The organism is Bacillus sp. FSL W8-1127, from assembly GCF_038006725.1.
GTDB classification, from domain to species: domain Bacteria; phylum Bacillota; class Bacilli; order Bacillales; family DSM-4216; genus Bacillus_O; species Bacillus_O smithii.
The window spans coordinates 2,979,904-3,006,167 of record NZ_JBBOVU010000001.1; the positions used below are offsets into that span (position 1 = coordinate 2,979,904).

At 39.1% G+C, this 26,264-nt stretch carries 23 protein-coding genes, 1 tRNA gene and 2 pseudogenes; 5 read left to right on the forward strand and 21 right to left on the reverse strand.

Annotated elements, in window-relative coordinates:
* Positions 1–18: 18 nt before the first annotated feature.
* Together NST12_RS13990 and NST12_RS13995 are read right to left on the reverse strand one after the other, a co-directional pair.
* The gene (locus NST12_RS13990) at positions 19–1,293 is read right to left on the reverse strand and encodes a GntP family permease (protein WP_341101612.1); all 1,275 of its coding nucleotides are present in this window, start codon (positions 1,291–1,293) and stop codon (positions 19–21) included.
* A 524-nt stretch (positions 1,294–1,817) separates the two neighbouring features.
* Positions 1,818–3,371 carry a multicopper oxidase family protein gene (locus NST12_RS13995; RefSeq protein ID WP_341101614.1) on the reverse strand — a complete coding sequence of 518 codons (1,554 nt, stop codon included), beginning with the start codon at positions 3,369–3,371 and terminating at the stop codon, positions 1,818–1,820.
* A gap of 229 nt (positions 3,372–3,600) precedes the next feature.
* Here NST12_RS13995 and NST12_RS14000 point away from each other — a divergent pair.
* Positions 3,601–3,674, forward strand: a tRNA-Pro gene (locus tag NST12_RS14000).
* Between the two features lie 768 nt (positions 3,675–4,442).
* Here NST12_RS14000 and NST12_RS14005 read toward each other — a convergent pair.
* From NST12_RS14005 to NST12_RS14020, 5 genes are all read right to left on the reverse strand, one after another.
* On the reverse strand, positions 4,443–5,960 hold the full coding sequence (locus NST12_RS14005; protein ID WP_341030165.1) for a DHA2 family efflux MFS transporter permease subunit: 1,518 nt from the start codon (positions 5,958–5,960) through the stop codon (positions 4,443–4,445).
* Positions 5,961–6,397: 437 nt separating this feature from the next.
* Positions 6,398–6,709: an STAS domain-containing protein gene (locus tag NST12_RS14010; protein WP_048624058.1), complete on the reverse strand. Its 312-nt coding sequence runs from the start codon at positions 6,707–6,709 to the stop codon at positions 6,398–6,400.
* 11 nt (positions 6,710–6,720) lie between these two features.
* Positions 6,721–8,463 (reverse strand): DUF342 domain-containing protein, encoded by a 1,743-nt coding sequence (locus NST12_RS14015; protein WP_341101616.1) that lies wholly within the window; start codon positions 8,461–8,463, stop codon positions 6,721–6,723.
* A 168-nt stretch (positions 8,464–8,631) separates the two neighbouring features.
* The gene (locus NST12_RS17165; RefSeq protein WP_445662349.1) at positions 8,632–8,826 is read right to left on the reverse strand and encodes a Jag N-terminal domain-containing protein; all 195 of its coding nucleotides are present in this window, start codon (positions 8,824–8,826) and stop codon (positions 8,632–8,634) included.
* A gap of 21 nt (positions 8,827–8,847) precedes the next feature.
* On the reverse strand, positions 8,848–8,988 hold the full coding sequence (locus tag NST12_RS14020; RefSeq protein WP_003352379.1) for a ribbon-helix-helix protein, CopG family: 141 nt from the start codon (positions 8,986–8,988) through the stop codon (positions 8,848–8,850).
* Between the two features lie 87 nt (positions 8,989–9,075).
* Here NST12_RS14020 and NST12_RS14025 point away from each other — a divergent pair, with 87 nt between their 5' ends.
* Positions 9,076–10,188: an RNA-guided endonuclease InsQ/TnpB family protein gene (locus NST12_RS14025; RefSeq protein WP_341030168.1), complete on the forward strand. Its 1,113-nt coding sequence runs from the start codon at positions 9,076–9,078 to the stop codon at positions 10,186–10,188.
* Positions 10,189–10,372: 184 nt separating this feature from the next.
* On the opposite strand, the gene NST12_RS14030 is transcribed toward NST12_RS14025, so the two are convergent.
* The 4 genes and pseudogenes from NST12_RS14030 to NST12_RS14045 form a co-directional block, all read right to left on the reverse strand.
* Positions 10,373–11,218, reverse strand: coding sequence for a PP2C family protein-serine/threonine phosphatase (locus NST12_RS14030; protein WP_341030169.1), 846 nt, complete (start codon positions 11,216–11,218; stop codon positions 10,373–10,375).
* A complete protein-coding gene (locus NST12_RS14035; protein WP_341030170.1) occupies positions 11,211–11,513 on the reverse strand; it encodes an STAS domain-containing protein in 303 nt (100 codons plus the stop codon). The genes NST12_RS14030 and NST12_RS14035 overlap by 8 nt, the downstream gene beginning before the upstream one ends.
* Positions 11,514–11,549: 36 nt before the next feature.
* On the reverse strand, positions 11,550–12,461 hold the full coding sequence (locus NST12_RS14040) for a methyl-accepting chemotaxis protein (protein WP_341030171.1): 912 nt from the start codon (positions 12,459–12,461) through the stop codon (positions 11,550–11,552).
* A 159-nt stretch (positions 12,462–12,620) separates the two neighbouring features.
* A pseudogene (locus NST12_RS14045) lies at positions 12,621–13,814 on the reverse strand (ISL3 family transposase).
* 419 nt (positions 13,815–14,233) lie between these two features.
* On the opposite strand from NST12_RS14045, the gene NST12_RS14050 reads away from it, so the two are divergent.
* From NST12_RS14050 to NST12_RS17170, 3 genes are all read left to right on the forward strand, one after another.
* Entirely contained in the window at positions 14,234–15,526 is a 1,293-nt protein-coding gene (locus NST12_RS14050; protein ID WP_341101619.1) for an aminotransferase class I/II-fold pyridoxal phosphate-dependent enzyme, read from the forward strand.
* Positions 15,527–15,810: 284 nt separating this feature from the next.
* Complete coding sequence (locus NST12_RS14055) at positions 15,811–16,101, forward strand: tubby C-terminal domain-like protein (protein WP_048624063.1); 291 nt, start codon at positions 15,811–15,813, stop codon at positions 16,099–16,101.
* Positions 16,098–16,328 carry a tubby C-terminal domain-like protein gene (locus NST12_RS17170; protein WP_445662333.1) on the forward strand — a complete coding sequence of 77 codons (231 nt, stop codon included), beginning with the start codon at positions 16,098–16,100 and terminating at the stop codon, positions 16,326–16,328. The genes NST12_RS14055 and NST12_RS17170 overlap by 4 nt, the downstream gene beginning before the upstream one ends.
* A gap of 95 nt (positions 16,329–16,423) precedes the next feature.
* Here NST12_RS17170 and NST12_RS17175 read toward each other — a convergent pair.
* From NST12_RS17175 to NST12_RS14100, 10 genes and pseudogenes are all read right to left on the reverse strand, one after another.
* Positions 16,424–16,537 (reverse strand): annotated as a pseudogene (locus NST12_RS17175) (IS1595 family transposase); the annotation flags it as partial.
* A gap of 321 nt (positions 16,538–16,858) precedes the next feature.
* The gene (locus tag NST12_RS14060; RefSeq protein ID WP_341101620.1) at positions 16,859–18,022 is read right to left on the reverse strand and encodes a mannitol-1-phosphate 5-dehydrogenase; all 1,164 of its coding nucleotides are present in this window, start codon (positions 18,020–18,022) and stop codon (positions 16,859–16,861) included.
* A 1-nt stretch (position 18,023) separates the two neighbouring features.
* Entirely contained in the window at positions 18,024–18,461 is a 438-nt protein-coding gene (locus tag NST12_RS14065) for a PTS sugar transporter subunit IIA (protein WP_048624536.1), read from the reverse strand.
* A 13-nt stretch (positions 18,462–18,474) separates the two neighbouring features.
* Positions 18,475–20,580: a BglG family transcription antiterminator gene (locus NST12_RS14070; RefSeq protein WP_341101621.1), complete on the reverse strand. Its 2,106-nt coding sequence runs from the start codon at positions 20,578–20,580 to the stop codon at positions 18,475–18,477.
* A gap of 169 nt (positions 20,581–20,749) precedes the next feature.
* Positions 20,750–22,249 carry a PTS mannitol transporter subunit IICB gene (locus NST12_RS14075; protein ID WP_048624067.1) on the reverse strand — a complete coding sequence of 500 codons (1,500 nt, stop codon included), beginning with the start codon at positions 22,247–22,249 and terminating at the stop codon, positions 20,750–20,752.
* A gap of 386 nt (positions 22,250–22,635) precedes the next feature.
* Entirely contained in the window at positions 22,636–23,421 is a 786-nt protein-coding gene (locus tag NST12_RS14080) for a CPBP family intramembrane glutamic endopeptidase (protein ID WP_048624068.1), read from the reverse strand.
* Positions 23,422–23,465: 44 nt separating this feature from the next.
* The gene (locus NST12_RS14085; protein WP_048624069.1) at positions 23,466–24,170 is read right to left on the reverse strand and encodes a hypothetical protein; all 705 of its coding nucleotides are present in this window, start codon (positions 24,168–24,170) and stop codon (positions 23,466–23,468) included.
* Positions 24,171–24,173: 3 nt separating this feature from the next.
* The gene (locus tag NST12_RS14090) at positions 24,174–24,740 is read right to left on the reverse strand and encodes a helix-turn-helix domain-containing protein (protein WP_040340828.1); all 567 of its coding nucleotides are present in this window, start codon (positions 24,738–24,740) and stop codon (positions 24,174–24,176) included.
* A 293-nt stretch (positions 24,741–25,033) separates the two neighbouring features.
* On the reverse strand, positions 25,034–25,726 hold the full coding sequence (locus NST12_RS14095) for an LrgB family protein (protein ID WP_040340866.1): 693 nt from the start codon (positions 25,724–25,726) through the stop codon (positions 25,034–25,036).
* Entirely contained in the window at positions 25,726–26,106 is a 381-nt protein-coding gene (locus NST12_RS14100) for a CidA/LrgA family holin-like protein (protein WP_341030174.1), read from the reverse strand. The genes NST12_RS14095 and NST12_RS14100 overlap by 1 nt, the downstream gene beginning before the upstream one ends.
* Positions 26,107–26,264 lie beyond the last annotated feature (158 nt).

Here is a 26,264-nt window from a genome sequence, read left to right on the forward strand (position 1 = left end):
CGTTTCATCTCCGTTTCTTTATGATCCGAAAAGGTGAAATACTCCATAAATCAAAGTGGATACGACCGCTAATGTCATTCCAACAAGCGATTCATATGGCATCAGTTTGAGACGTTCTTTCATTTTCATATGAACACTGCCCGCTGTAGCATGGAAAAAGCTCCCGTGAGGCAAGTGGTCTAACACGGTAGCCCCCGCATGAACCATGGCCGCACCCGCTAACGCAGAAACACCCAACCCCACAATCGTGCCTCCAAATACGCTGCTGGCGACAGCTGTCCCTGCCGTTGTAGAAGCGGTAGCAGCTGACATAAAGATTCCGGCAATCGGCGCTAATAAATAGGCCGGCAATCCTGAATGAGTTAAGCCGCTGATGATCCCCTCTTTTAACGACGAGTTCGCAATCACTCCAGCTAACGTTCCTGTCCCTAATAACATAATGGCAACGCCGGACATTTTCGACAAACCGGAAATGGCATAAGCATTGATCTTCTTGGATTGTTTCATCACCATTGCCCCCACTATTCCACCAGCCGGAAGTGCGATCATAGGATCAATATCCATATGAAAAGTCGGGCGCAGCGCCAGCAACGCAATGGTTACTATGGGAGCCGTAATCGCAGCTAAAAAACTGGGCAATTCTTTCTGTTCATGGCCGGCTGATTCCGTTTGTTCCGCAATCATTGTCCCTTTTCGCATCAATTTCTTCGCCAAAAGATAAGTGACCACCATTCCGAAAAAAGCCGGAAGCACCCCGGCAGCCATTAAAGACGTCAACGGAACATGGAAGGAATCTGAGGCAGCGATCGCATTCGGGTTAGGCGACATAATGTTGCCCGCTTTTCCTCCGCCAATCATCGCCAATAAAATGGCGGGTTTGGATAACTGTGCCCGACTGGCAATCGCCAGCGCAATAGGCGCAACCGTTATCACAGCGACATCCACAAACACTCCGACCATCGTCAAAATCATGGTCGCAATAGCCAACGCTAATAACGCCCTTGCTTCTCCGAGCTTTCGTACGATCGTTTCCGCAATCGACGCTGCGGCTCCGGACTCAATCAGCACTCCTGCCAACACCCCTGCGGCTAAAATACGCAGAACAGCAGGGACCATCCCTTCTGCTCCTTCCATCATCACATCCACCGTATTGGTCACATCGGCTCCTCCAGCGATTCCGCCAATGAAAGCCCCTGCCATCATTCCGTAAGCAGGTGAAACTCTGCGCAAAATAAGCACGATCGCCATCGCTAAAGCGACGATCGCACCTAAAGCGCTTACTTGAACCCCCATAATCTCCCCCCCTTTGATTGTCCTTTTAATCGCCGCCTCAGTTTCGTTTTGAAGCCGTATGAGTATTAACAGCCTTCCTTTCTTCCGTCCAAGGAAGTGTTAAGCTTATGAAGATAGGATATCTACCGTTCTATATGCTTTTCACAATGAAACCCCAAACCTTGTAAACTTGCTTTTTCTCAATTTGCTGGCAACTTCAATAATATGTACGGGGCTGCAAAAATATGTAGTCAAGGGACAATACTCGTATTAACCTATCAGATTCATTTTCTTGGCAGTGTTATTCGCTTGAATTTTCATGAAAATCAGCAAGCAGACCAGCCTATTTTTATCGAAGTTTTATCTACTTTTTATATTAAAGATTCACTATCCATTTGAAAACCATTATTTGTTAAAAATCGAGGGTTTTTCGCGTTCTTAAACGAAAGAAACGGCAATCCGATGCTTATAAAGCCAAAAAAGCAAACCCGCTTTCCGATTGAAATCGGAAACGGGTTTGCCAATCAGCCATCTATTTTCACATTTTATTCCGGACGATTGTCGGCATTTGGGTCTACCTTAAAAGAAGGCTTAAATCCTCGATACTTCACGTCTATCATCATACCGGCAGCAGCGTGATGCAATTCATGGCAATGGTACATCCAATCACCGGGATTGTTCGCTTGAAAAGCGATGACATATACTTCTCCCGGTTTGACATTGAGTGTATCTTTTATCAAAGGCGATCCTGTCAGCGGTTTTCCGTTTTTACTTAATACTTGGAAAGAGTGGCCATGTAAATGCATCGGATGATCAACAGTCGAAATATTTCGTAACGTGATTTTGACTAAATCTCCTTTGTTTACATAAATCGGATCCGTCTTCGGATAGTATTTTCCGTTGATGGTATAATGCGTGGTGCCTTTCTTGTCCACTTTTACGCCTAAATCCATGGTATAGTTTACATCATATTTTTGATTCAAAGTAAATCTGGACGGTCCCTTTTCGCCGTATTTTGTTATATCCAACTGCGGCAATGAAGTCTTATAATCCGGCTTATCTGTATGGCGGTTTGACCCTTCATAAACGATTTTGGCCACCATGTTTTTGTCCGCTTTATTGTGATCATGAGAATCGATATACCATGTTCCGGGATGATCGGCTGTAAATTCAATATCATATCGTTCACCCGGCGCGACAGGGATGAGCTTATTTTTCACTAATTGCGGATTATGAATCGGGTTTCCATCGGTGGCAACCACCTTAAACGCATGGCCATGCAAATGAATATTATGAGTGATATATCCGGCGTTGATCAATCGAATACGTACTTTGTCTCCTTTGCGAACTTTTAATGGCGGTATGGAATCTCCGGATTTTCCATTGATTGTATACAAATCATACGTTCCCATGTTATCGCTGTTCATATCCGTATGATTCTTGCCGCTCTTCATTTCATCCATCGTTATGCCGGATGAATTCCATTCATCCAACATAAGAGTATAGTCTTTGTCGACTTTTTCTTCGTTTGCTCCCTCCACGATGATGGCTCCATATAAACCTTTATCGATTTGATTCACACTATCTTGGTGGGAATGATACCAATATGTACCCGGTACAGTGGCAGTAAAATGATAAGTAAAAGAATGGCCGGGTTGCACTGAGTTCATGGTCACCCCTGGAACGCCATCTTGGCTGTTAGGAACCGGAAGCCCATGCCAATGAATGGTCACAGGTTGTGGCAATTCATTTTTAAGCGTGATATTCACGGTTTGACCTTGTTTTAATTTTATAATAGGTCCTGGTACAGAACCGTTGAAAGTCCAAACGGGAAACTTATGTTTAGAATCAAATGAATTCACTGCTTCTTTTGCTGTTATGGTAATGTTATTTCCCGCTAGTTCTTTTGTGGCAGTGGTCATAGGCAAATTCGAATAATCTTTTTGACTACCGGACATTTGGGAATGATCACTGTTTTCCGTACTCTTGCTATCCATATTGGACGTATCATGACTGTTCGCTTTATCATTGGTGTTTGAGCAAGCGGCAGCTATGACAACCAAAATAGATAGAATCATGATGAACCCCAATTTTTTCATTTTTATACCTCCCTACCGTATATCATAATATAAAAAATGGCAGATTGAACGGAGAGAGTGTAAACAATTCATGAATTTCCTTTTTTGAATGAAAGATTTTTCGATAAGCGAACACCAGATGTTGGAGCTTTTATCTTTGATCGACAGATCGATAAACATTTTCTTTTTGAAATGAAGGAATGTCTATTGTCACCCGAAAAAAATCGTACTATAATAATCATGTGTCTTTCGGGATGTAGCTCAGCTTGGTAGAGCACTAGCATGGGGTGCTAGGAGTCGCAGGTTCAAATCCTGTCATCCCGATCGTTCCATACAGATTTTCAATAACCTTCCTTCACTCGACATTTTACTTTTAAAGCATCTGCCATTTTGCAGGTGCTTTTTCTATTTTTCTCCTAAGTATGAACATTTGAGAAACGCTTTCCACCCATTTTCGACTATGTTTCATCACAGGATGATAGAACCGTGGAGAAAGATCGTATTTCCTTTCTCTTTGATGATGGTAAGAGTAACCTGAATTTCATCATGAAAACGATTTAGGTGCCGCTCTTCCTAACATTTAGATAAAATATGAAAATTCTGATTTTTTACGGATGTTTTTGGCAATTAAAAAATGCATCAAATGGCAAATAATTATATTCATCTCACTGTATAAATTTTCATAAGCGAAGTCGCTTGACATGGAGCCTCTGCGGGTATAATTCATCGCAAAGTGTCGGTCCGTATGGCTTTTATAGGCAGATTAGCCTATCAGACCCGTCACTCCATGTAAAGCTGTGAATATGCACTATTTTATGCAAACTCTTAATTACCAAACACTACATCTCTTAATTACCATCAACATTCCGGAACTAATCGAGAGTTTTTCGTTCTGTCTCTTTTATTCTTCCATTACTGTTCCATTCATTCATGCCAATAGTATAAAACTTCCATTCAATCCCTAGCGCTTTTAAGATTTATCTTTTCTTTCAGCCCTGTATTTCAGAATTTGCTGTCCATTAATGTGCGAAAAAAAGACGGGAATCCTTTTAGCAAGTGATTTCCCGCCTTTTTTCATTATAAATAGCTGAACTATTTAGCTAAATTTCCATCGGCAATTGTTTTTTTTCTCGTTCTTATGCGATTCGTTATCCTATTTTCTTTTGGTTCCACCCGCCGAATAAAGAAGGACAAGACAAAAGCAATGACGGTCAAGCCGGTAGCTACCATGAAGGCATCTTGAATCCCCATCGCACTTCCTTGGTGAATCGCCATCGCCATATGCACTTTATCGGCAGGAGAAATATGTTGAGAAGCGACAATATTTTGTATATGCGCTTTTCCTTCATTCGTCATAATCGTGACAAAGAAGGCCATTCCAATAGCGCCTGCGATCATTCGCAGCGTGTTTACCATCGCCGTTCCATATTTATTCAAACTTAGCGACAATTCATTTAAACCGGCCGTAAAAATAGGCATCATCACTAGGGAAATGCCAAGCATCCGGACAGTATAAACGGCCACTACATAAGCAAAAGTCGTGTTCGTTTGAAGCCGGGTAAGCATATAGGTAGTGACGATCGTAATCGCCAATCCGACAACGGCCAGCCATTTAGCTCCGAATTTGTCAAAAAGCTTGCCCGTAATAGGAGACATCAATCCCATGACTATACCACCCGGCAAAAGCAATAAGCCCGATTCCAACGGAGTAAATCCACGAATATTTTGCATGTAAATCGGCATCAAAATCATCCCTGAGAACATAGCCATCGTCACTAAAATATTAATAATCGTGGTAAGTGTAAAAATCGGATACCGAAAAATACGGAACTCCAATATCGGTTCATCCACCACCAATTGGCGCCATACGAACAAAATCAAGCTGATTCCGCCAACGATCAAAAGCGCCATGACATCCGGGCTTTCCCAGCTTTTGGTTCCTGCTGTTGAAAAAGCATAGAGAATCCCGCCAAAGCCAATAGTAGATAGTATCACGCCAATGGTATCCAGTTTTGGTCGGCTCGTTTCCGTCACATTTTTTACGAGAAACAGAGAAACGATCAAATCAGCAAGAGCAATGGGGAATATAATGAAAAACAGAACCCGCCACGAATGGTGTTCCAAAATCCATCCCGATAATGTCGGTCCCACTGACGGTGCAAAGTTCATGGCTACGCCAAATATCCCCATCGCAAAACCACGGCGTTCCGGCGGAAATAACGTAAAAATCACATTCGTGATCAACGGGAACAAAATCCCCGCTCCAGCCGCCTGTACTACCCGGCCGACCAACAGCACGGAGAAACTAGGAGCAATGCCGCAAATAAGAGTTCCAACGGCAAAAAGCCCCATTGAAGAGATATATAATTGCCTTGTCGTAAATCGATTCATCAAAAAAGCGGTGATTGGAATAATGATCCCATTCACTAGCATAAAGATCGTGATTAACCAGTTTACGGTATCCGCGGAAACGTGCATATGATCCATAATTTGCGGCACAGCCACATTAATTAACGTTTGATTTAAAAACGCGATCAAAGCTCCTATCATCATAACGCCCAATATAGGAGCTTTCCGATAGGATTGAACTGATGTGTTTTCAACGTTCATTCTGCAGCAACCCCTCCTTAAAATTTTTTACACAGCTATTAATAACCGTGTTTCTTTATCTATTTGAAACAAAGAAAACCAACATTGGTTAACGCATTGCCATATAAGCACAGCCGTCTCGGCCAAATAAAATTCCCGCAGTTAAAAGCGGGAGTTCAAAAAGTCTGTTTTCTTTTAGAAAATCGGCACACAAAGTGTCAAGACCGGCAAAACTTTATGGCACAAGTCTATTTATTCCAGAACACAATAAAGGTGATTCAAACATCAACTTTATAAAAAGAGCCGAATCGGAGCAGGCAACATTTTTTCATGATGTTTTGTAGTCTATACGCTCACCATTGTCCTTGTCAAGTATAACGCATTAAAGGGGCCAGACCCCTTTAATGCGTTAAAGTTTAATCGAAGATGTATTGGAAAACTTGCGGGTTGTATTGGGTTTAAACAAAGACTTCCTCGCCTAAAATTTCGGGTAGTTGTATGATCTCAAATACTTCAAAAACTTCTTGTCTTACTTTTGAAATTGTAACCTTTATTCCTTTATCATTTAGGGTTTTCACTATATCGATCAATAAGCCCATTCCGGATGAGTCTACAAACGGAACATTTTCAAAATCAATATTCACTGTTTTATAATTGAGCATAGTCGGAATTAACTCTTCTTCCACGACTTCAGTTCCTTCAATATCAAAATCTCCTTCTAGTTTTACATCTAAACGATCCTCTACTTCGTTATAAAAATATTTGATCATGATACACTCACCTAGGCTTTCTTTTCAAAAATCATTCTATTATTCTCGTCCAAACGAGCAACAATCGAATCTTGATTTTCTTTTAAAGTATGCTTCACGTTTCCTATTTTTAAGATAGTGCCTTCCAGCGCTTTATTGATTTTGATCGTTTGGCCAACCGGCACAGCGATGATTGTTGCAGTCCCACTTTCCGCGCCTGCTTCATGGATTTCAACACCTAATTTACCATATACTTCCCCTCCGCGCATTATTCCGCGTATTTCCAATTTTCCTCCCGCATGGATTTTAGTATTCAAACAACCTTGTCCACTTACGATAATATCGCCACTACAATAAATATCACTATTCAAAACATTAGATATGATAATATAAGAATCGGGTTCCACAGGTATTTTGCTAAATTCGGAAAGCTGTTTCATTTTTTGGGCTAACTGTTTAATTTGCTCCAGAGAAGTGATTTCCTTCGTCAAGGATAAAAAAGTCTTTCTTACGAAGACAGCTACTTCTTTCCAGTCATCATCTTCAAGGTCTTTTTCCTCTTTTTGTACAAGATCCACATATTTTTTAGCAAGCGGAGGCAGGCTCTTAAACTTTTTCTCTAACAAAATGCGAATCAGAGGCTGCATGCCGCCGCGTTGAAAGTCGTTTGATTTAAATGCAGGAGAATGGATGAGTTGTGTAATGACCTCGATCATGCCTTTCACTTGAACATGCATTTCCTCGAGTAATTGCCCCAGTTCTGCGATGAGCCTGTTATGTTTTCCAGCTGAAAGTTTAGAACCTATGACGTTACCGTTAACAACAATTGCACCTGCTGCTGTTAAAGTCGCCATATTGACATTTTTTTGAACAAAGATTGCGCCCGCCGCCTCGACCGTCATCCTAACATCTACATCGCCTAAAATATCGACATCTCCTACAAAACGAATATTTCCAGACGATAAATCCACGTTTCCACTATGGGTTATTTTTGGAAGAATATCTACTTTAACGAGTTGTCCTCTTTGTTCAATATGCGGTCTTCCCGATTCCATCGCCACGATTTTATCATCCACTACGACAACTCCTTTACCAGCTCGAAGCTTGATAGGATAGGAAGGCTTTGGAGGAAGAGGTTCATTTGTAATGGTAATACCGGGCTGTCCAGGAATAGGAGGATGAATGACGGCAATGACCTCTCCTCTTTCCGCTGTCGGAATAGCCCTTATTTCTCGATAATTTACTTTCCCGTCTTCGTCTTCTTTTAGACCATTTTGCATCGTTAAAGGAACTTTGGGTTCTATCCAACCATCATGACCATGAGTCGCTTTTTTACCTGTGGCAATTTCAAATGTACCTGGTTGCCGAGATTCGATCGCTTTCAAAATTTGATCTTCATTGATTCCATAGATTACTCCTAATGAAGCCAACTCCTCAATGACCTCTGCGAAGCTTAATGTATTTTGAATTTCTTTCAATTCCTCAGCGATTAATTCAATATGTTTGCTAGGCTCTATATCCGGTATACGTCTTGTCATTTTATAACCAGGTTCAACATGGAGAAGCGCCTTTAATTTCAGCTTATCGATCGAAATATTCCATTTGGTTTCTTGTACGTCATTCTCACACTTTACTTCATACCGATCTGTTTCTGAAAGAACGATGTTTTTATCTTTAACAAGTTCATTATTCTTATATAATTTAATCCCTTTGCCAATGGTCAGAGTTGGATAAAAAGTTGGCGTTGTCGTAAAAAATAATTTCCCAGATTTCACCCATACTTTTCCCTCTTTATCCATTTCATCGGCAACAGGATGATTCTCGTTTTCTCTTGCGACGAGGATGTTTCACTGATTATATCATTAAGCATTTCGGAATTTATTTCTTTGTCGTTTCCTTCCCTTTCCGCCCTATCATTCTCCTTCAATTTTTTAACGGAAGCGTCAACTTTCGTTAGTTTGACAATTGCTTTTCTGGCTCCAATTCCCAAAAAAACCTTTTGTTTCGTGCTGAATAATTTCAATATCTACTTCTTCCTTTTTCGTATCCAATAATTTTAACGTCTTTCCGAAAGAAGTCTCCCATCCTCTAGGAATGTGAAGGTGCGAATAGCACCAATGAGTAGGTGGGAGATGAATTTCGGTTGGCTTTAGCCAAAGTTATTTTTCCAATCCTTTTCTCAACAATTCTAAGATTGCGGCTGTTCTAGTTGGAATCCCATTTTCTTTTTGATATTGCTCCAATTTTTCTAATATCGTCTTAGGCATACGAATTTCTACACGTTCTTTCTCTTCTCTCATGATTATCACCTCATATTGATTGTACGGATTTTTTACGGTATAATCAATATATACGAAATTTTTCCGCACAAAGTGAGGTGAATTGATATGGCCAAGCAAAACAAAGCTTTCAAGTTTCGTTTGTTACCAAACAAAGAACAATCCGCATTATTAGCTAAGACATTTGGTTGTGTTCGCTTTGTCTACAATAAGATGTTAGCTGAACGCAAAGAAACGTATGAAAAGTTCAAGGATGATAAAGAATTGCTTAAAAAGCAAAAGTTTCCGACCCCTGCAAAATATAAAAGTGAATTTCCATTCCTAAAAGAAGTGGATTCTTTAGCTTTGGCAAATGCACAAATGAACTTACAGACTGCTTATAAGAATTTCTTTGAAGGAAATGCGGATTTTCCAAAGTTCAAAAATCGTAAAGCAAAACAATCCTATACAACTAATATGGTCAACGGAAATATTAAGCTAGAAAATGGTCATATCAAACTGCCAAAAATCAAAAAGCCAATAAAAATGAAACAGCATAGAGAGATACCTGCTGATTATAAAATCAAATCTTGCACTATTTCTAAAACAAAGACAGGCAAATACTACATTTCAATTTTGACAGAATATGAGAAAGATATTCGTCCAGTTAAAATACAGAAAGTTGTTGGTTTGGATTTTGCTATGGATGGTCTATATGTCGAGAGTGAACAGGGTAAGAAAGCCAATTACCCACGTTACTATCGGCAAGCCTTAGATAAATTAGCAAAAGCACAACGAATTCTTTCTCGAAGAAAGAAAGGTTCTGCAAGATGGGAAAAACAACACCTGAAAGTGGCTAAGCTACATGAAAAGACAGCGAATCAGCGCAGAAACTTTCTTCATCATAAGTCAAAAGAATTAGCAACAAACTATGACGCTGTGATTATTGAGGACTTAGACATGAAAGGCATGTCTCAAGCCCTCAACTTTGGAAAAAGCGTTCATGATAACGGCTGGGGGATGTTCACTACTTTCTTAGCGTATAAGCTAAAAGAACAGGGGAAACAACTTGTGAAAATTGATAAGTGGTTTCCCTCCACTAAGAAGTGTTCATGTTGCGGCAAGGAAAAAGAAATGCCATTATCTGAACGTGTATATAAATGTTCTTGCGGCTTTGTATTAGATTGCGATCACAATTCAGCAATCAATATCAAAAATGAGGGATTACGCTTATTAGCATAAAGAATAATAACTTTCGGAACGAGAGGGTTAGCTCGGTCAATTTTCTGTCATTAGACGGGATTACCCGAGAAGCCCCCACTTCAATCAAACCGTAAGGTTGATAAGTGGAGGGTAGTTCACTCCTAATTGTATGGCTTCTTCTATATTTTTTCCTTTTGAAACTACGCTTCGCCCTATCTGCCCCCTAATTGATTACTGGAGCGTTTAAACTTGAAATATCCACTTTTGGTTGACTTACTTTTAGCAGAACCATTGTTATATCATCTTTTTGAGGGACGCCTTCTATAAATCGATTGACTGATTCTAAAACACTATTCTGAATATCGTGGACGTTTTGGTCTTGATATTTGATCAACGTTTGAATAAGCCGCTCTAATTTATATTGTTCCCCCTCTTTATTTTGGGCTTCGATAATACCGTCCGTATAAAAGAATATTGTATCCTGGTCTACTAAATGAACAGAAGCCTCTTTATATACTTGCTTAGGCAGCCCTCCAACCATAATTCCCTGTACCTTTGGCAGTTCTTTCACCGTTCGATCTTTCCCACTAATATAAATAGGAAGGTGATGACCCGCATTCGCGTAAGTAAAAGCTCCTGTTTTAGGATCCCAATCAGCGCAAAACAACGTCACAAAAGATTTTAATGTCCGTAAGTCTTCATACAATGCTTGGTTTATGGAAGTTAGTGTTTCCGCGGGACCTCGAGTACTTTCAGCGGTACTTCGAAAAGCGCCTCTTGTTAGAATCATCAGCATAGCCGCAGGGATTCCTTTTCCCATGACATCGCCTATCACCATTCTGATTTTTCCATTTTTTAAAGGATAAAAGTCATAATAATCTCCGCCAATCAGCCGTGCGGGAAGGGAAAAGCCGGCAATTTCACCGCCTTCCACTTTCGGGGTTTTTCCATTTAATAATTGCATTTGAATATTTCTCGCTAAATTGATCTCTCGTTGCAAAGTTTTCCCCATTTCTGGATTCGCTTCAAGGAGCTGTTGATGGGTATAAGTTTGTACGCTTTTACACATCCATCTCACTCCCCTGTATCTCTTCTAATATTTGATACAATCCAACCATCTCAAAAAATTGGTTCGTTAGGTCATTAATCCCTTGAAGTTTTAGTTTAAAATGTTTTTCTTGAGATAAATAAATCGCATTCATGATAGAGCCGATGCCGGTCGAATCAATAAACTCCAGATTTGTAAAATCAAATACTAATGTTTCCACATTATCATCCAACTCTTTTAAATAAAGCTCTAACAGATGAGTGGTCGATATATCCAAAATTCCATCTATATGAAGGATCACAGCTTTTTCATTCACTTTTTTTTAATTTTTAAGGACATTGCATTCCCACTCCTATAATTTGAATTTCTTCATAGATTCAAGCAATGCATTCGAAATTTCAGATAACTCCCTTGACTGCCCATGCAAAGAATGAATCAAATCCGACAAAGTAATGGTCATGTCTGTAGTAGCGGCAGTTCGTTCATTGGCAATCTGTTTCATATCTTCTACTTTCTCAATGATATGAAGGACCTGTTCATTCTTTTTATACGGCTGTAATGTTTCTACAAATTCATCTAAAAACGAAATGATTTCGTCCAGCTGTTCCCTCGATTTCATCGTTGTTTCGGTAGTTATAGCATAGATTTTTTCTATCGTTTGAGAGGTTTCCGCTTCTAACAATACAGAAAGTTTTTGCGCTTTGGTTGCTTGTTCTTGTGTGTCCTTGACAAGCTGATTTAACTTGTCCACCATTCGATTTGTACTTTGCGATAAGTTTTCCAACTCGCTTCTATCATTTACATTGCTTTTAGCCGTTAAATCTCCCTTTTCTAGTGATTGAATCTGACGTTTTATTTTTTGGATATTTTCATATATACGATTAAAAAATCGTGCCGTTAGTAGAAATAAAACTATCAAAGAAATTACACCTGTAACAAGAAGAATTATTGAATGGCGGTAAAGTGGTCCGCTTAAAGCTCCATAATCTAGGGCTATATAAATGACTTGTCCATCTTTAGTTTTAATGAATAATTTATAAATCTTTTCATTTTTATATTTTTCAATATAATGGTATTTTTGTAATTTATTTTCCTCCATACCGATTAATATCTTTGTATCTTTCGAATCTTTGTAACTGTAATTACCATAGATTACTTTTTTTAAAGGTGGGAATAATTTCGTTTCTAATTCAGGATTTTGGAAAACACGTGGATCAAGAACAGCAATTTCCTTAAGTCCTTCACCATTTTTTGTGACTAGCACAGAATTCTGACAATCAGTTAGCTAGAGTGGGGGACACTCAAACCCTCTCCTTCTTCATCTTACAGACCAGCCAGTTGGTGGAAAAGAAGCGGTCAAGTGCTTTCCTTGACGGCTTCTTTTCCACCAACTATGATTATCAAAGTGATGAAGAAGGAGAGGCTAGGACACCTGTTTTTTATAAGTTTTTCCTGTACACTCCAAAAATACACGTGTTCTAAATCGATCAAGATTTCTATACCCATAAGCTCGTCGTTTGATGTTCTTAATTTTGTGGTTGGTGCCTTCTGTTCGTCCATTCGTGTAAGGTGTTTTAAAGTATTGAAGAATCTGGTCTTTCCAATTCTCGATCGTTTTTGCCACTTCATGGAAGGAAGGAAAAGGACTACTCCAAGCCAGTTGAAGCCATTCTTTTCAATACTGGTTTGCTGTCTCATAGTTTGGTGATCGATAAAAGTCTCGAAATAGCTCTTTTAGATAATATCCATAGGCTAGGTTTTCATGTTTTTCTAATAGTTCATTTAGTCGTTCTCGTTTCTCTTCTTTCAGATTTTCATAGCCCTTCAGTAGGATAAATCGTGCTTTTTTTAATCCGGGGATTTTCTTACGAACTTGATCGAACGCCTGAGTCACTTTTTGAACAACATGGTATTTATCCACGATCATACGGGCATGAGGAAACGCTTTGCGAACGGCTTTGTGAAAGGGATCCCACATATCTACGACCACGTTTTTCACCTTTTCAGGATGAAGGACCTTTAAAGATAAAAGTTCCAATGTTGAATCGAAATCACGGTTGTGATGCATCCCCATGACAGCACCGAGGTTCGCATCATATAGTACCGTTTCATAGCTGTGTCCTTTTCGAACAGCGACTTCGTCCATACTCAAAGTCATGTCTTGATCGCTTTGAGTTTCTTGGATGACAGATTCATGTTCCTTCGCTTTATCATGAGCGACGGAATAAAAAATTCGCTCCACCGTGGAATAAGGAATCTGGTATTTTCGACGAATCTCTTGAATGGTGGTGCCGAGAACCTGTTCATAAAGGAAAAGACAAAAACGCTTCGTATAGTGTTGATGAGAACCAATCGATTCAAAGGAAGACGTAAAGACTTCGTTACAGTTTCGGCAACGATAACGTTTTACAAGCACCAGTAAATATAATGGTTTATTTAACACGGATAAATCTCTAACTTTCCTTGTCCTTCTGTCATGAACAAATGATGTGAGAAACCCACAATGAGGACATCGTTCCTCCTCATCTTTTTTCTCAACATGAACAAGATAATGAGTGGGCAAAATTTCTTGATTAACAACTTCAAATTCTGGCAATTCTAGTGATACGGAAAACACTGACAGAACCTCCTGTTATGTTTAGTGACGCTAGCATTATTGCCAGGAATCTGTTGGTGTTTTCTTATTTTTTGTCTAACATCACAAAATGTGATGATGAATCTTCCTTAATAAAGTTATTCTTTTCAATCATTTTTTTGATCCAAGAGTCGGGACCTACCTTTTTTGTGAATTGATAAATTTCATTTACTTTTATATAAGGATTTATAATATATTCAGAATATTTAAAACCTATCGAATAAAATCTTTTTGGCTATAAAGAGTTTTGTACTTACAGTGATCGACCTAATAAACGATTTCACCGGCAAAGTTTTAACAAGATCGCCATTTTATTTTTTGAAAAACAGCAAGTAAAATGGTAGTGAATTTGGCAGTTCGATATGTTAATATTGAGAAAAGTAAGAAAGGGATGAGTTGAATTGGATCAGGCTGCGAACGTGTTAAACAACGCTCTTATCACCGAAAATCAACATGTATACGATATGCTGTCTGACTTGGGCAAATCTTTATATTATCCTAAAGGAATCCTTAGCCAGTCTGCTGAAGCCAAAAAAAAGGCTTATCGATATAATGCAACCATTGGCATCGCAACGGAAGGCAATAGACCGATGTATCTTCCGGTAATTCAAGATACTCTTTCCGCATATGAACCTGAAGATTTATATACATACGCTCCACCGGCAGGCAAGCCTGAGCTTCGATCTGCGTGGAAAGACAAAATGATCATCGAAAACCCTTCTTTACAAGGGAAATCAATAGGCGAACCTATCGTTACAAATGCTCTCACGCATGGATTAAGTATTGTAGCGGATTTATTTGTCGATCAAAATGATCCCCTCATTGTACCGGATAAATACTGGGGCAATTACAAATTCGTATTTGGCATCAGAAGAGGAGCCAGAATACAAACTTACCCGTTATTTGACGAAAACCAACGCTTTCATGCAGAAGCCTTGCGAGAAGCCATTCTGAAAGAAAAAGATCACGGCAAAGCGGTTATTTTGTTGAATTTCCCTAATAATCCAACCGGGTATACTCCTACCGAGCAAGAAGCAGAAAGAATTGTATCGGTGATCGAAGAATGCGCTAACCTAGGAATGAATCTTGTCGTCATGACGGACGATGCGTATTTTCAATTGTTCTATGAAGACTCGATTAAAGAATCTCTCTTCGCTAAACTGGCCGGCTTGCATGATCGTGTTTTGGCAATCAAAATTGACGGAGCCACTAAAGAAGAATTCGTATGGGGATTTCGAGTAGGTTTTATCACCTATGCAAGCTCCAGTCCAAAGGTGTTGGAAGTTCTGGAAGAAAAAACAAAAGGAATCATTCGCGGGACGATCTCCAGTGCATCGCATCCTTCGCAAACCTTTATTTTAAAAGCAATCCAATCCCCTCAATTTGTTGAGCAAAAAAATGCCAAGTTTCAAATTATGAAAAAACGGGCCAATAAAGTTAAAGAAATTTTATTGAATAACAAGAAATTCAATGAAGTTTGGTCTTTCTATCCTTTTAATTCCGGTTATTTTATGTGCCTGAAATTAAAGAACATCGATGCCGAAAAACTTCGCATCCACTTGTTGGAAAACTATGGGGTCGGTACGGTTTCGATCAATTCAACCGATTTAAGAATCGCTTTCTCCTGCGTAGAAGAAGATCAGCTGGAAGATTTGTTTGAACTGATCTATCAAGCAGCGAAAGATCTGAGTTAATACAGATGGAATCCAATAACAGCAAAGAAGAGATTGCTTTGGATTCTGTACCGGGCTGTTCATTGTTTCTAATGAGAAATTTACCTCTTGTAGGTTTGATCATCTCAAAAAAGCTATTGGCGTATTGCCTATAGCTTTTTTATTCTAAATACCTGTATCGTTGGATTTACAGTGAATATCCGCGACATCAGCGAACAAGAGAGATTTGAACGTGCAATAAAGAATTTGCGACCAACATAGCAAACGAACGAAACATTGAGTTAACAAAGGTAAGGAGTATCAAGGTGCAACACTTTACTTATCAAGTACCTAAATCGGTGCTTCTTTCAACAAAAATGCCAATAATAGACGAACAAGGTAAAACCATTTTTTTGTTGCAAAAACAGCCACATAAATTTCCTGCAAATGTCTTCAATGCGACATTACGTTTTGGTTTGCCTTATACTTATAAAATTACCAATTTATCCGGAAAACCTCTGTATAGCATTGATTGCGCGTTTCCCGGAATTCGTTATAAATTACTGACCATTTATCCTCACAGACAGTACCGATTGCACGCCAAAGAGTTCAATTGATTGAAACAGCGTATTCGTTTAAAATAGCCAATCACGATTATTATTTCGAAAAAGATTATACAGGTACTGGTTACTTAAAATGTGATAATAAGGAAATTGCGAGGGTTTCTAATCTTTTTTCGGTAAAGATTTCGACGGTTGATACCATTAACATTGCCTCAACAACGGAAGAAACGGCTTCACTCTCTGCTGTATTGTTCCATACATTTTATTATTACGGTGCCTAAAAGGGTAGTTATTCTGTTAATAATTTACTCCCATAGTCGAAAAAAGATTTAAAGATTTAAATCAACTCAAACGATCATATTCTGCATTTCAAACACTATGATGTCAACAGAAGCTCTTTAATATGTTGCTCAGTACTTTCATGACTGCGATTAACTACAAACAAGAACCAAGCAAGATAATTGTCGAGATATTTTTGCAGCGCTCCTTTTAAACAATTTGCAATATCAACATTATTCTTTAATAAAGCCCAAATTGAAATAGTATCTTAAAAAGACCTCACTTCACTCCCTTTAAGTTTTGATTGAAAACAGCAGAACGTTAGAGGAGGAAAGAATTTTTTCCTTTCTCTAGTCCGCTCCCTCTTTTGCATCTCTCGTATTGCCTCATTCACTCATTTTTTATGAGAACTATTGAGGGATTAAATTCTAAATAGGAAAAAAACCTCTCTTGCCGGATGGCAAAAGAGGTTCAGAAAAAATCTATTAGTGTATGGTTTTTTACGATGGAATTTTTTTGAAGAAATCAATTTTTATATAAGCTGCTTGTTCTTTAATAACTGGTATTGTTCCACGATTAAGGCGGCTAAATCTGATTTTCTGTCGATCTTCGTATAATGTTCGATCGTGTATTCTAACCCATTCTTTTGAATGCTTTCTTGAATTTCAACGGCTTCCTTATCTTGCGGATAGTCATACATTAGGGCAGCTGCAATGCTTTTGGCTAAGTAAACCGGCCGTTCTCCTACAACACTTGCAAATTGTTTAGCCGGGCTGACGAGCCGATCATTCGGACCAAGCTTACGAATCGGAGAACGTCCTACCCTTGTTACTTCATCCGAAATATAAGGGTTCGAAAAACGATTCATAATTTTGGATATATATTCTTGGTGTTTTTTCATGTCGAAACCGTATTTTTTTACAAGCAGCATTCCTGTTTCTTGAAGAGTTTTCTCAACAAGAGTCCTGATTTCTTCTTTTTCCATTGCTTCATTTATTGTCGGAATTCCGGCATAATAGCCTAAATAGGCGGCCACAGCATGCCCTGTGTTAACAGTGAATAGTTTTCTTTCAATGTAAGGATTTAAGTCGTCTACAAACGTAATTCCTTCCACAGGAGGTTTTTCTCCCACGATTTTTGTTTGATCTACCGCCCACTCATAAAACGGTTCAACCGTCACTTTCAATTTGTCTTCATGGGATTGATTCGGCACGATTCGATCAACGGCCGCATCCGGAAATCCGAATCGTTGATTAAACAATTCTTTTTCTTCTTCGTTCAATTTTTCATATACCTTTTCTTTAAGGAAGGTGCTGCCTCCGATCATGTTTTCACACGCAATGATATTGAGTGGTTTATCGGTGGTTTGAATTCTTTTTCGAAGCCCTTCCGCAATCGCGCCCGCAATATGCGGCAAAATATTCGGACCTACAGCTGCTGTAACCAAATCCGCCTGGGCAATAGCCTCTACCACTTGATCCATATTTTTCTGGCTATTAATGGCACGGACGTTTTTGATAGTCAATTCTTCTTGGGAATGGTCCGCAATCCCTACGCGATATTCCCGTTTTTCATTTAATAAATCAACAATTTCACTGTTTACATCCACAAAACAAATTTCATAACCTGAATGATATAAGAGATTGCCGATGAAACCTCTGCCGATATTTCCTGCTCCAAAATGAACAGCTAGCATGTTAGTTCACTCCTTCAAAGATCGCTAGGATTTCTTCTTTTGAAGAAGCGTTGACAATCTTTTGCACATTTTCTTCTTCCGAAAGAACAATGGCGATTTTGGACAGCACTTCTAAATGCTCTCCACCTTTTCCGGCGATTCCAACTAATAATTTCACGATATTGCCGTTGCCAAAATCTACACCATTCGGCACTTGAATAATGGCAATTCCGGATTCTTTTACGGATTCTTTTGCATCATCCGTTCCATGTGGAATCGCAACAAAGTTTCCCATATAAGTGGAACTTAGTTCTTCTCTTTCCAGCATTTTTTCAATATAGTCATCATCTACATACCCATTTTCCGCTAACACACTTCCTGTTAATCGAATGGCACTTTCCTTGTTGTCAATTTCTGCGTTTAATAAAATATTGTCTGGTGATAAAATAGGCAAAGTCATGTTGTACACTCCTTTATTTTTTGATTTTTTCATCAAGAAACTGCTCGAACTTAGCGGCCAAATAGGATGAGATGGAATGAACATTATTTGATTCAAATATCTTGATACTTTGTTCGTTTTCAATAATGACTGTACTGATAAAGCTTAGGACCTCTAACCCTTCGCTTGGCAGCTGCTCAGGCGACAGCAGCAAAAGGAAGCTCTCTGCTTGTATTTCTGACTGATCCATCGCTTTGACTCGAAGCGGTTTATTCAGACTGACGATGGTGAAAGAAGGATGTAAGACCCTTTCATTTCTCGTGTGATACAATACGAGCTTTGTGTTGGGAATGCCTAATCCGCCTCTTTTTTCCCGCTCCAACAAAGCTTGTGTGATGAATCCAACATCCTGTATGACCCCTTGTTTATATAAGGACTGGCAAGCTTCCTTTAGAACTTGTTCAACCGTTTGAGGATCATTGACTGCCAACACTTGAAATCCTCTTAAAATCGTCGAAATGGCGGCGGTATATTCATATATGTTTTCAATTCTTTTAATGGTTTTATCCACCTGTTGAGAATCAAGGAACTGCCTGTCCAATTGAGGGGTTTCCTTATGAACCTTCTTCATCATTTGATGACGGATATAATTCCTAAGCTTTTTCATTTCCTCATTGGTCAATATCGGGCTGACGACAATATAATCACTTGGAAAACTAGGCAGCTCTATCGTTGAAATAACTAAATCAAAATCATCTATTGGCAATTGATTCAATTCAAATACTGAAGCAATTTGAAAGTTTTTGATTTCGGGCAGTTCCTGTTTAAGCCTTGTCGCCAACATTTTGGATGTTCCGATTCCGCTTGAACAAATAATTAAAGCGCTTAAATCCTTTGCTTTCCTGCCTAATAAGGCTGAGCCAAAATGCATGACCAAGTAACCGATTTCTTCATCCGGCACGGACAATTCCGGAAAAACTTTCTCTACTCCTTCTTGAACGATCATGAATAGATCTTCGTAATCTTCTTTAATTTTTTGCAACAATGGATTGGTAATTCCCATATTTTGTTTTATTCGATAAAGCGCCGGTTTTAAGTGTATCACCAGCCCTTGAAAAAGGGAGACATTACTCGATAAATCAACCTGCAATTGATTTTCCACAAAATGTATAAGGCTTTTCGCCTTTATCGCAACTTTGATACTGGACTCTTCTATAGGGTACTCTTTGTCATGTCTTAATTTTGCTCCTTGCAGATGCATCGTGACATATCCCACTTCAGCCGCCGGAATGGGAACTTTAAAAATTTTGGACAATCTGCGAATGATCTTCTCAGCTAATCGGTATTCCTGGGTTGCCTTTAAACGTTCTAAATACTCTTGATCAATCTGAATGTTTTGCCCTTGTAAAATACGCTCAATGGCCAATGCTAAATGGACGACTAATCCGATATGGGCGCTGTCGGCAACTTGATACGGCAGTTCATCCTTCATTTCTCCAATGACTTTCTCCACAATGAGAAGCTTTTTCTTCTCTACCAGACCTAATAATCTTTCAGAGATAATATCCGATTGTTGAGTTGATTTTTTTTGAATGTTCTCTCTCACCAAGGATAAGAATTCTACTTCATTGAGATTATCCGCAATAATGCTTCTCATTGCTCTTCTTTTGGCGGTTTCAGTACCAATCAATTCAACACCGTAGCCTCTTTTTCTCAGAATGGACAAGTCGAAAGCCCTTAAGCGATCCTCCAGCTTCGTAATATCGTTGCTGACGGTAGCAATGGTCACATTTAAATCATTGGCCAAAGAAATGAGCTTAACTGGTTCCGGCGATTCTAATAAAGTACATAAAATAAACGTTTGACGTTCATCAGGTGTATATTCTTGGCTAGTTAAATGGAAAAGAGCCCTCTTTAACTCTTCCATCTTTTCTTCTTCTCCTATAATTTGGATGCCCACACCCGATTTTTTAACTAAACTCAAATGGTAGTCCTTTAAAATGTCTTCGACTCCTTTTAAGTCTCGATGAATGGTGCGCACGCTTACATCCATTTCCTTCGCAAGATCCTTGACCGTCACTTCTTCCTTTTTTTCCAGCAACATTTCCAGTATCAGTCTTTCTCTTGCGGAAACATACATAATGTTCACTCCACTAGGAACTTTGTGAATTCCAATCCATTTCTTTCATTATTAAAATAAAACGATTTCATCACTGATGACAACAATAGAAAAACATCATTTTGTCCGCAGTATTGTTGCCATTTTTAAAGATCTTGTTTAGATTCTTCACTGGCTAAGATTAAATGGCTTATTTTCTTTTTAAGCTTTCGACAAGCTCATCATATTTCGGGCTGTTTAAAAAGTTTTCTACAGAAATGTGATAGGCATTCGGCAGCTTAGCCTTCGCACGATCCGTTAAATCTTTATGCGTAACGACAATATCGGCATCATCAGGAAGATTATTAATAGAAGTATTTGATACCGTGATATTTAATTGTGCTTTTTGTACTTTATTTCTTAAGATAGAAGCTCCCATCGCACTAGAGCCCATCCCTGCATCACAAGCAAAAATAATTTTGTTGACTTTATCAGGCAGTTCATCCTGAACAGATGTTGTTTCATTTACTGCCGTTTGCTCTTCTGCCGTTGTTTGCTCTGCTGCTGCTGTTTGCTTATTCGCTTCACCTGTTTTGATTAAAGCGGCAGCTCTGCTTTCTTTTCCTTTCAGCGCAGAAGTTTTTTCAGTCGCTTTTACTAAATCCTCTTCACTGGATTCTTTCGATGTTTTTAAGATAACCGAAGAGATCAAGAAAGATACAACAGCTGCTGCAAGTACTCCGGCAATAACACCCAAATAATGACCTTTCGGTGTCATAGCGATCAGTGCAAAAATACTTCCAGGTGACGGTGCCGCCACTAAACCAGCATTGAATAATTGGAAAGTAAATACACCCGTTGCTCCTCCTGCAATAGCCGCAAGAATGAGAATCGGTTTCATTAATACATACGGGAAATAAATCTCATGAATTCCACCAAAGAAATGAATAATAACGGCTCCCGGAGCTGATTGTTTGGCCGATCCTTTTCCAAATAAACAGTAGGCTAACAGTATTCCCAACCCAGGACCTGGGTTTGGCTCTAATAAGAACAACATTGATTTCCCGGCTTTTGCTGCCTGATCAATTCCAAGCGGGCTTAAGATACCATGGTTGATCGCATTGTTTAAGAACAACACTTTAGCAGGTTCTATAAATATACTGGCCAGCGGCAATAAATGCGCATTTATAATAGCTTGAACACCAGCTGCCAACGTTTTGTCCAGCGCTAAAACAATCGGGCCAATTCCTTTATAAGCAAGTAATGTAAGAAGGCCTCCAATGATACCGGCTGAAAAGTTATTTACCAGCATTTCAAATCCAGACTTTACTTTTCCTTCAACCGCCTGATCAAATTTCTTGATGGCCCATCCACCTAAAGGCCCCATAATCATAGCTCCTAAAAACATAGGGATATCCGATCCGACAATGACCCCCATCGTTGCAGTTGCGCCAACGACGCCGCCGCGTATATCGTGAACGATTCTTCCTCCCGTAAATCCAATTAAAATAGGGAGCAAATAAGTAATCATTGGACTCACTAGCTTCGCTAAACTTTCATTAGGAAGCCAGCCTTTCGGAATAAATAAAGCAGTAATGATTCCCCAAGCGATAAATGCTCCTATATTCGGCATAACCATGCCGCTTAAATAACTACCAAATCGCTGAACTTTGACTTTAACACCTGAGTTGGCCTGACTATTGGTCGTCATCTTATAACTCCTCTCATACTATATTGAAATATAATGATTGCACTATCATAATAAAGCGGTTTCATGACAGGTTCAATAAATACAAAAATCAAATTTGTCCATTTGATTGTTGACATTATTAAAAATGGGGAAATTTGGTGCAGAAAAGAGACTGGATTGTAAGCAGGAGACTTATCCTTTTTAGGTTCCCTTTTTTAAGTCATTTCATTCATTTTTGGAATACCGATAGAAAATGATTGATTCAACTGGCCGTATTCAGCGAAACACAAAAAGAATGGAAATTAATTTTACTCCGATCATTGAACTTATTTTTAGCAGTGTGCTTCAAGGAAGGACAAGCAAAAACAGATATCATACAAATTGAAGTATTTTGGTAGAGGAACCCGTTAAACCATTGCTTTTAACCATACCATCATAGTGATTACAATATGAACCGTTGCGTGAGCCATCATGGCCGCTTCCAAACTCCTCTTCCAGAAAAGCCAGCCAAATGCGATTCCGGCTATTCCGTTTAATAACATCATACGAAAGAAAATAAACCATGTCAGTGGTGCAAGAACTGTATTTGCCCCTAAATGAGCTACTCCAAACAAAAGGGAACTTATCAAAATGGAAAGCCACATGATCCACGGTTTCGGCCGATTTTTTCTGTGTTGAAAGAAACGCCACCCCATCCATGCAACGAAAGACATGAGTCCCCATCGCATCATTATTTCTTCGCTAATTCCTCCATAAAAAATACCTCCCAAAGTCACGACCAAGCTGCGGGACTGTGTATTTAGATGAAAACTGCTTGGAAGCCACTGTTGAAAGATCAAATCAAATAAGTAGTAGATGACGGTAACCATCATTCCTAACATGATAGCTTGATTTATGTCTGATCGAAGGGAAGGCCATAATTTCGCTTTTCTCGCCATGTTTTCAACGATATGCGATTTTAAACCTAGCCGAGGCGTGAGGAAAATGCCAATGACAATCGCAACGATTAAAAGAATAATCGGATTGATCAAAGATAATCCGGCTAAAACAGCTAAAGGGAGATCAGGTTTATTGGGAATATCTTTTAATACTTGAGAAAGGGTAATTTCAATGGTCGGAATAATCATGAACACCCCTAAAAGACTAAATGTAAATAAAACCCAAAACTGCTTCCAGAATAGTTTAGCAGACATACGTTTTTCTCCTTTTCCCTTTATAGATAACATACTCTTTACTACTACCATGCAATAAGTCCCGTTACTAATAATGCTGTCCCTACAACGGCTACGAATAATTGTGCAGCCAACATATTTTTACTAGATAGCCAAACAACTACTAAATTAAATAAGCTATGGACAATAACAAAAATGAACGTTAGCAAAGGGATTTTCGCTATAAGTAGTGTGACTCCAATATGAAAGGCACTTGCAAAGATCCGTTCCACCACACCCCACAATGGACTTAAACGAAGTTGTCCATTTGATTCTAATAATTCTTTTACTTGAATCGATTTTTCATCTTGTCGTTGTATGATATGGATTAGAACGAATCCGTTGATGATCGTAAATAATACTTCTATCGCAGCCCACCCTTGACCAACTGAAATCGCCCAGGAGAAAGAGGTTCCAGTAAGCAACAAGAGAATCAAACGAACTCCTTCCTCCAAAGGTCCGGAAGATAAACCAACAAAAAGTGTGGCTTTTTCTTTAGACAATCCCTTAAACAATACAGTGACTGGACCGCGTAGAAAAAGGGCAATCACCCAACCAAGAGCTCCCAAACTAAATGCTTTCCATTGAATAGGGCTAAAACCATGGTAAAAAAACAACCCAAATGATATAGGAACTGCTAAATAAAAAGGGATTGCAAGGATAAATCTACGAGCCATTTTTTGATTGGATGGATCAGATAATGTATTTTCGTTTTTCAAAGGTGTCGGCATTGATTATTCCCCCTCTCCTTTATGGTTTGAAGGTTTTTGTTCTGGCTGAGGTATGAAGATCGTTGAAAGTGTGCGAAGGCGCCTGCCAGGAGCCGGTTGATTTTTAAGAGCCGGCTCAACAACAGAACGAATTGCTTGTAACAATCGGGAAAACTCCTCATCGCTTAAATACAATGAAGCCTTACGATAGCTGACTCCATCCGCCTCCAGATCAAAGTGTTCTTGCTGCAAATATCTGTGAAAGTCAGATTGAATGGAAGCTAAAAAAGCCAAAAAATTCCGCATGTGATCTTCTCGGCTGAAGTTTGCCAAATCATCTTTTGTCAAATTGGCTCCTTGTTCTGCCAATGTGTAAATTTTCTCTGTCGTTCCACGGACTTGTCGTTGATCAATAATTTGAATAATACCGCCTTCATGCAACTTATGAAGGTGTCGATATAATGTAGCCTGCGGAACATCCGGCAACAACTCGATTAATTGTTGAGCAGTTAGGTGCCGCCCCCCAGTGAAAGTTTGAACAATACGTAATCGGATCGGATGAAGAAGTAAATCTGCCTTTGACTGTTTGATCGTCGTTCACCTCTTTTTATTATTATCATTATTGATAATGATAATAATAAAGAAAATAACAATTGTCAATCCACAATTATCCCTTTTTTCATCTAATGAGAAAAAAATAAGAGCCGTTAGCCAACGTCCAACAACTAACGACTCCGTTTCATAAAATGTAGTACTTGAGATCCTCTTTTCCCTTTCATTGCCCCTTTTCACATACAACAAATTGAAAAACACAATCCATCGCATTTAATTCCCAATAATTTACCACTTTAATCCTTTAAAACAGCATGGGGGTCTGTCCCCTTTTAAATATGAAAGAACATGGTGATATACGGAGCGATAATGGAGCCTATTAAAGCACTTAAGGTCATGGCGACGGAGCCTGTGGAAACGGCTAGTTCACCGTATTCCGATGCTTTGGAAATGCCAAATACATGGGACGCGCTTCCGAGTGCAATTCCTTTTCCAAGTACACTTTTCACCCGCATCCATTTTAAGATTGCAGGACCTGCTATGGCACCGGTAAGACCGGCCACCATTACACATACAATCGTCATCGAGGAAATTCCGCCGATATTCGATGTAATTTGAATGGCCACCGGCGTCGTGATGGATTTTGGAAGGATTGATAACATAAGAGTACGATCAAAATGAAAAAATTCGGCAAAGAAAAGGCCGCTCAACATTCCGGTCATCGACCCGACACTAACTCCTACAAGAATAGGAACAACATATTTTTTCAAAACAAAACGCTGCTTATACAAAGGATAGGCCAATGCCACGACGCTCGGTCCAAGCAAAAAATTAATCCACTTACCGCCTTCCATATACGTTTTATACGGTATATGCCAACTCACCAGCAAGGCAACGATCACAACGGTCGTGGTCAAAACAGGCAATAACAGCGGCCAAGAAAAGCGGGAATATATCCGGCTCATCACGACATAAATTCCAATCGTCATAAGGATCATGAAAATAGAGACAAGAACTTGTTGCATCATGCTTGTTGCTCATCCTTTCTTTTACGTTTCCCTTTTTCTAATAATTGACTGGCATGGCCCGCCACAATGACGGTGATAACGGTGCTGATAACAATAATGATAAACAATAATATTCCTTGTTTGGAAAGCAAAGTAGGGTAATTCATAATACCAACCATGGACGGAACGAAAAGAAGAGGCAGAAACGCTATTAAGAAGCCAGCCCCTTGTTCAATCCAATCCAGCTTAAATAGTTTTAAAGATAAACAAAGCAGCAATAATAAAAGTCCCAGCACATTTCCGGGAATCAATAAATGCAAAGCACGGTGAATCATTTCACCAATAAACGAAAACCCGTATAGAATAAAAATTTGAATAATAATTTGAATCCACTTCATCCGCAAAAATCCTTCTCCCACTCTCTTTAAATTGAGTAGTAATCATGTATGATAGGAATAGAAAATACTCAAATACTTGTATAATACAACTACATACACAATATTTATTATAAAATGATATTTTTCCTTGTCAATGAATTTAGAAGTTGAAAGCGGCG

Bases quoted from the DNA above. Each gene is read 5' to 3' on its own strand.
- NST12_RS13990 (WP_341101612.1), bottom strand. From the start codon at position 1,293: ATGGGGGTTCAAGTAAGCGCTTTAGGTGCGATCGTCGCTTTAGCGATG.
- NST12_RS13995 (WP_341101614.1), bottom strand. From the start codon at position 3,371: ATGAAAAAATTGGGGTTCATCATGATTCTATCTATTTTGGTTGTCATA.
- NST12_RS14005 (WP_341030165.1), bottom strand. From the start codon at position 5,960: ATGAACGTTGAAAACACATCAGTTCAATCCTATCGGAAAGCTCCTATA.
- NST12_RS14010 (WP_048624058.1), bottom strand. From the start codon at position 6,709: ATGATCAAATATTTTTATAACGAAGTAGAGGATCGTTTAGATGTAAAA.
- NST12_RS14020 (WP_003352379.1), bottom strand. From the start codon at position 8,988: ATGAGAGAAGAGAAAGAACGTGTAGAAATTCGTATGCCTAAGACGATA.
- NST12_RS14025 (WP_341030168.1), top strand. From the start codon at position 9,076: ATGGCCAAGCAAAACAAAGCTTTCAAGTTTCGTTTGTTACCAAACAAA.
- NST12_RS14030 (WP_341030169.1), bottom strand. From the start codon at position 11,218: ATGTGTAAAAGCGTACAAACTTATACCCATCAACAGCTCCTTGAAGCG.
- NST12_RS14060 (WP_341101620.1), bottom strand. From the start codon at position 18,022: ATGCTAGCTGTTCATTTTGGAGCAGGAAATATCGGCAGAGGTTTCATC.
- NST12_RS14065 (WP_048624536.1), bottom strand. From the start codon at position 18,461: ATGACTTTGCCTATTTTATCACCAGACAATATTTTATTAAACGCAGAA.
- NST12_RS14070 (WP_341101621.1), bottom strand. From the start codon at position 20,580: ATGTATGTTTCCGCAAGAGAAAGACTGATACTGGAAATGTTGCTGGAA.
- NST12_RS14075 (WP_048624067.1), bottom strand. From the start codon at position 22,249: ATGACGACCAATAGTCAGGCCAACTCAGGTGTTAAAGTCAAAGTTCAG.
- NST12_RS14080 (WP_048624068.1), bottom strand. From the start codon at position 23,421: ATGTCTGCTAAACTATTCTGGAAGCAGTTTTGGGTTTTATTTACATTT.
- NST12_RS14085 (WP_048624069.1), bottom strand. From the start codon at position 24,170: ATGCCGACACCTTTGAAAAACGAAAATACATTATCTGATCCATCCAAT.
- NST12_RS14095 (WP_040340866.1), bottom strand. From the start codon at position 25,726: ATGCAACAAGTTCTTGTCTCTATTTTCATGATCCTTATGACGATTGGA.
- NST12_RS14100 (WP_341030174.1), bottom strand. From the start codon at position 26,106: ATGAAGTGGATTCAAATTATTATTCAAATTTTTATTCTATACGGGTTT.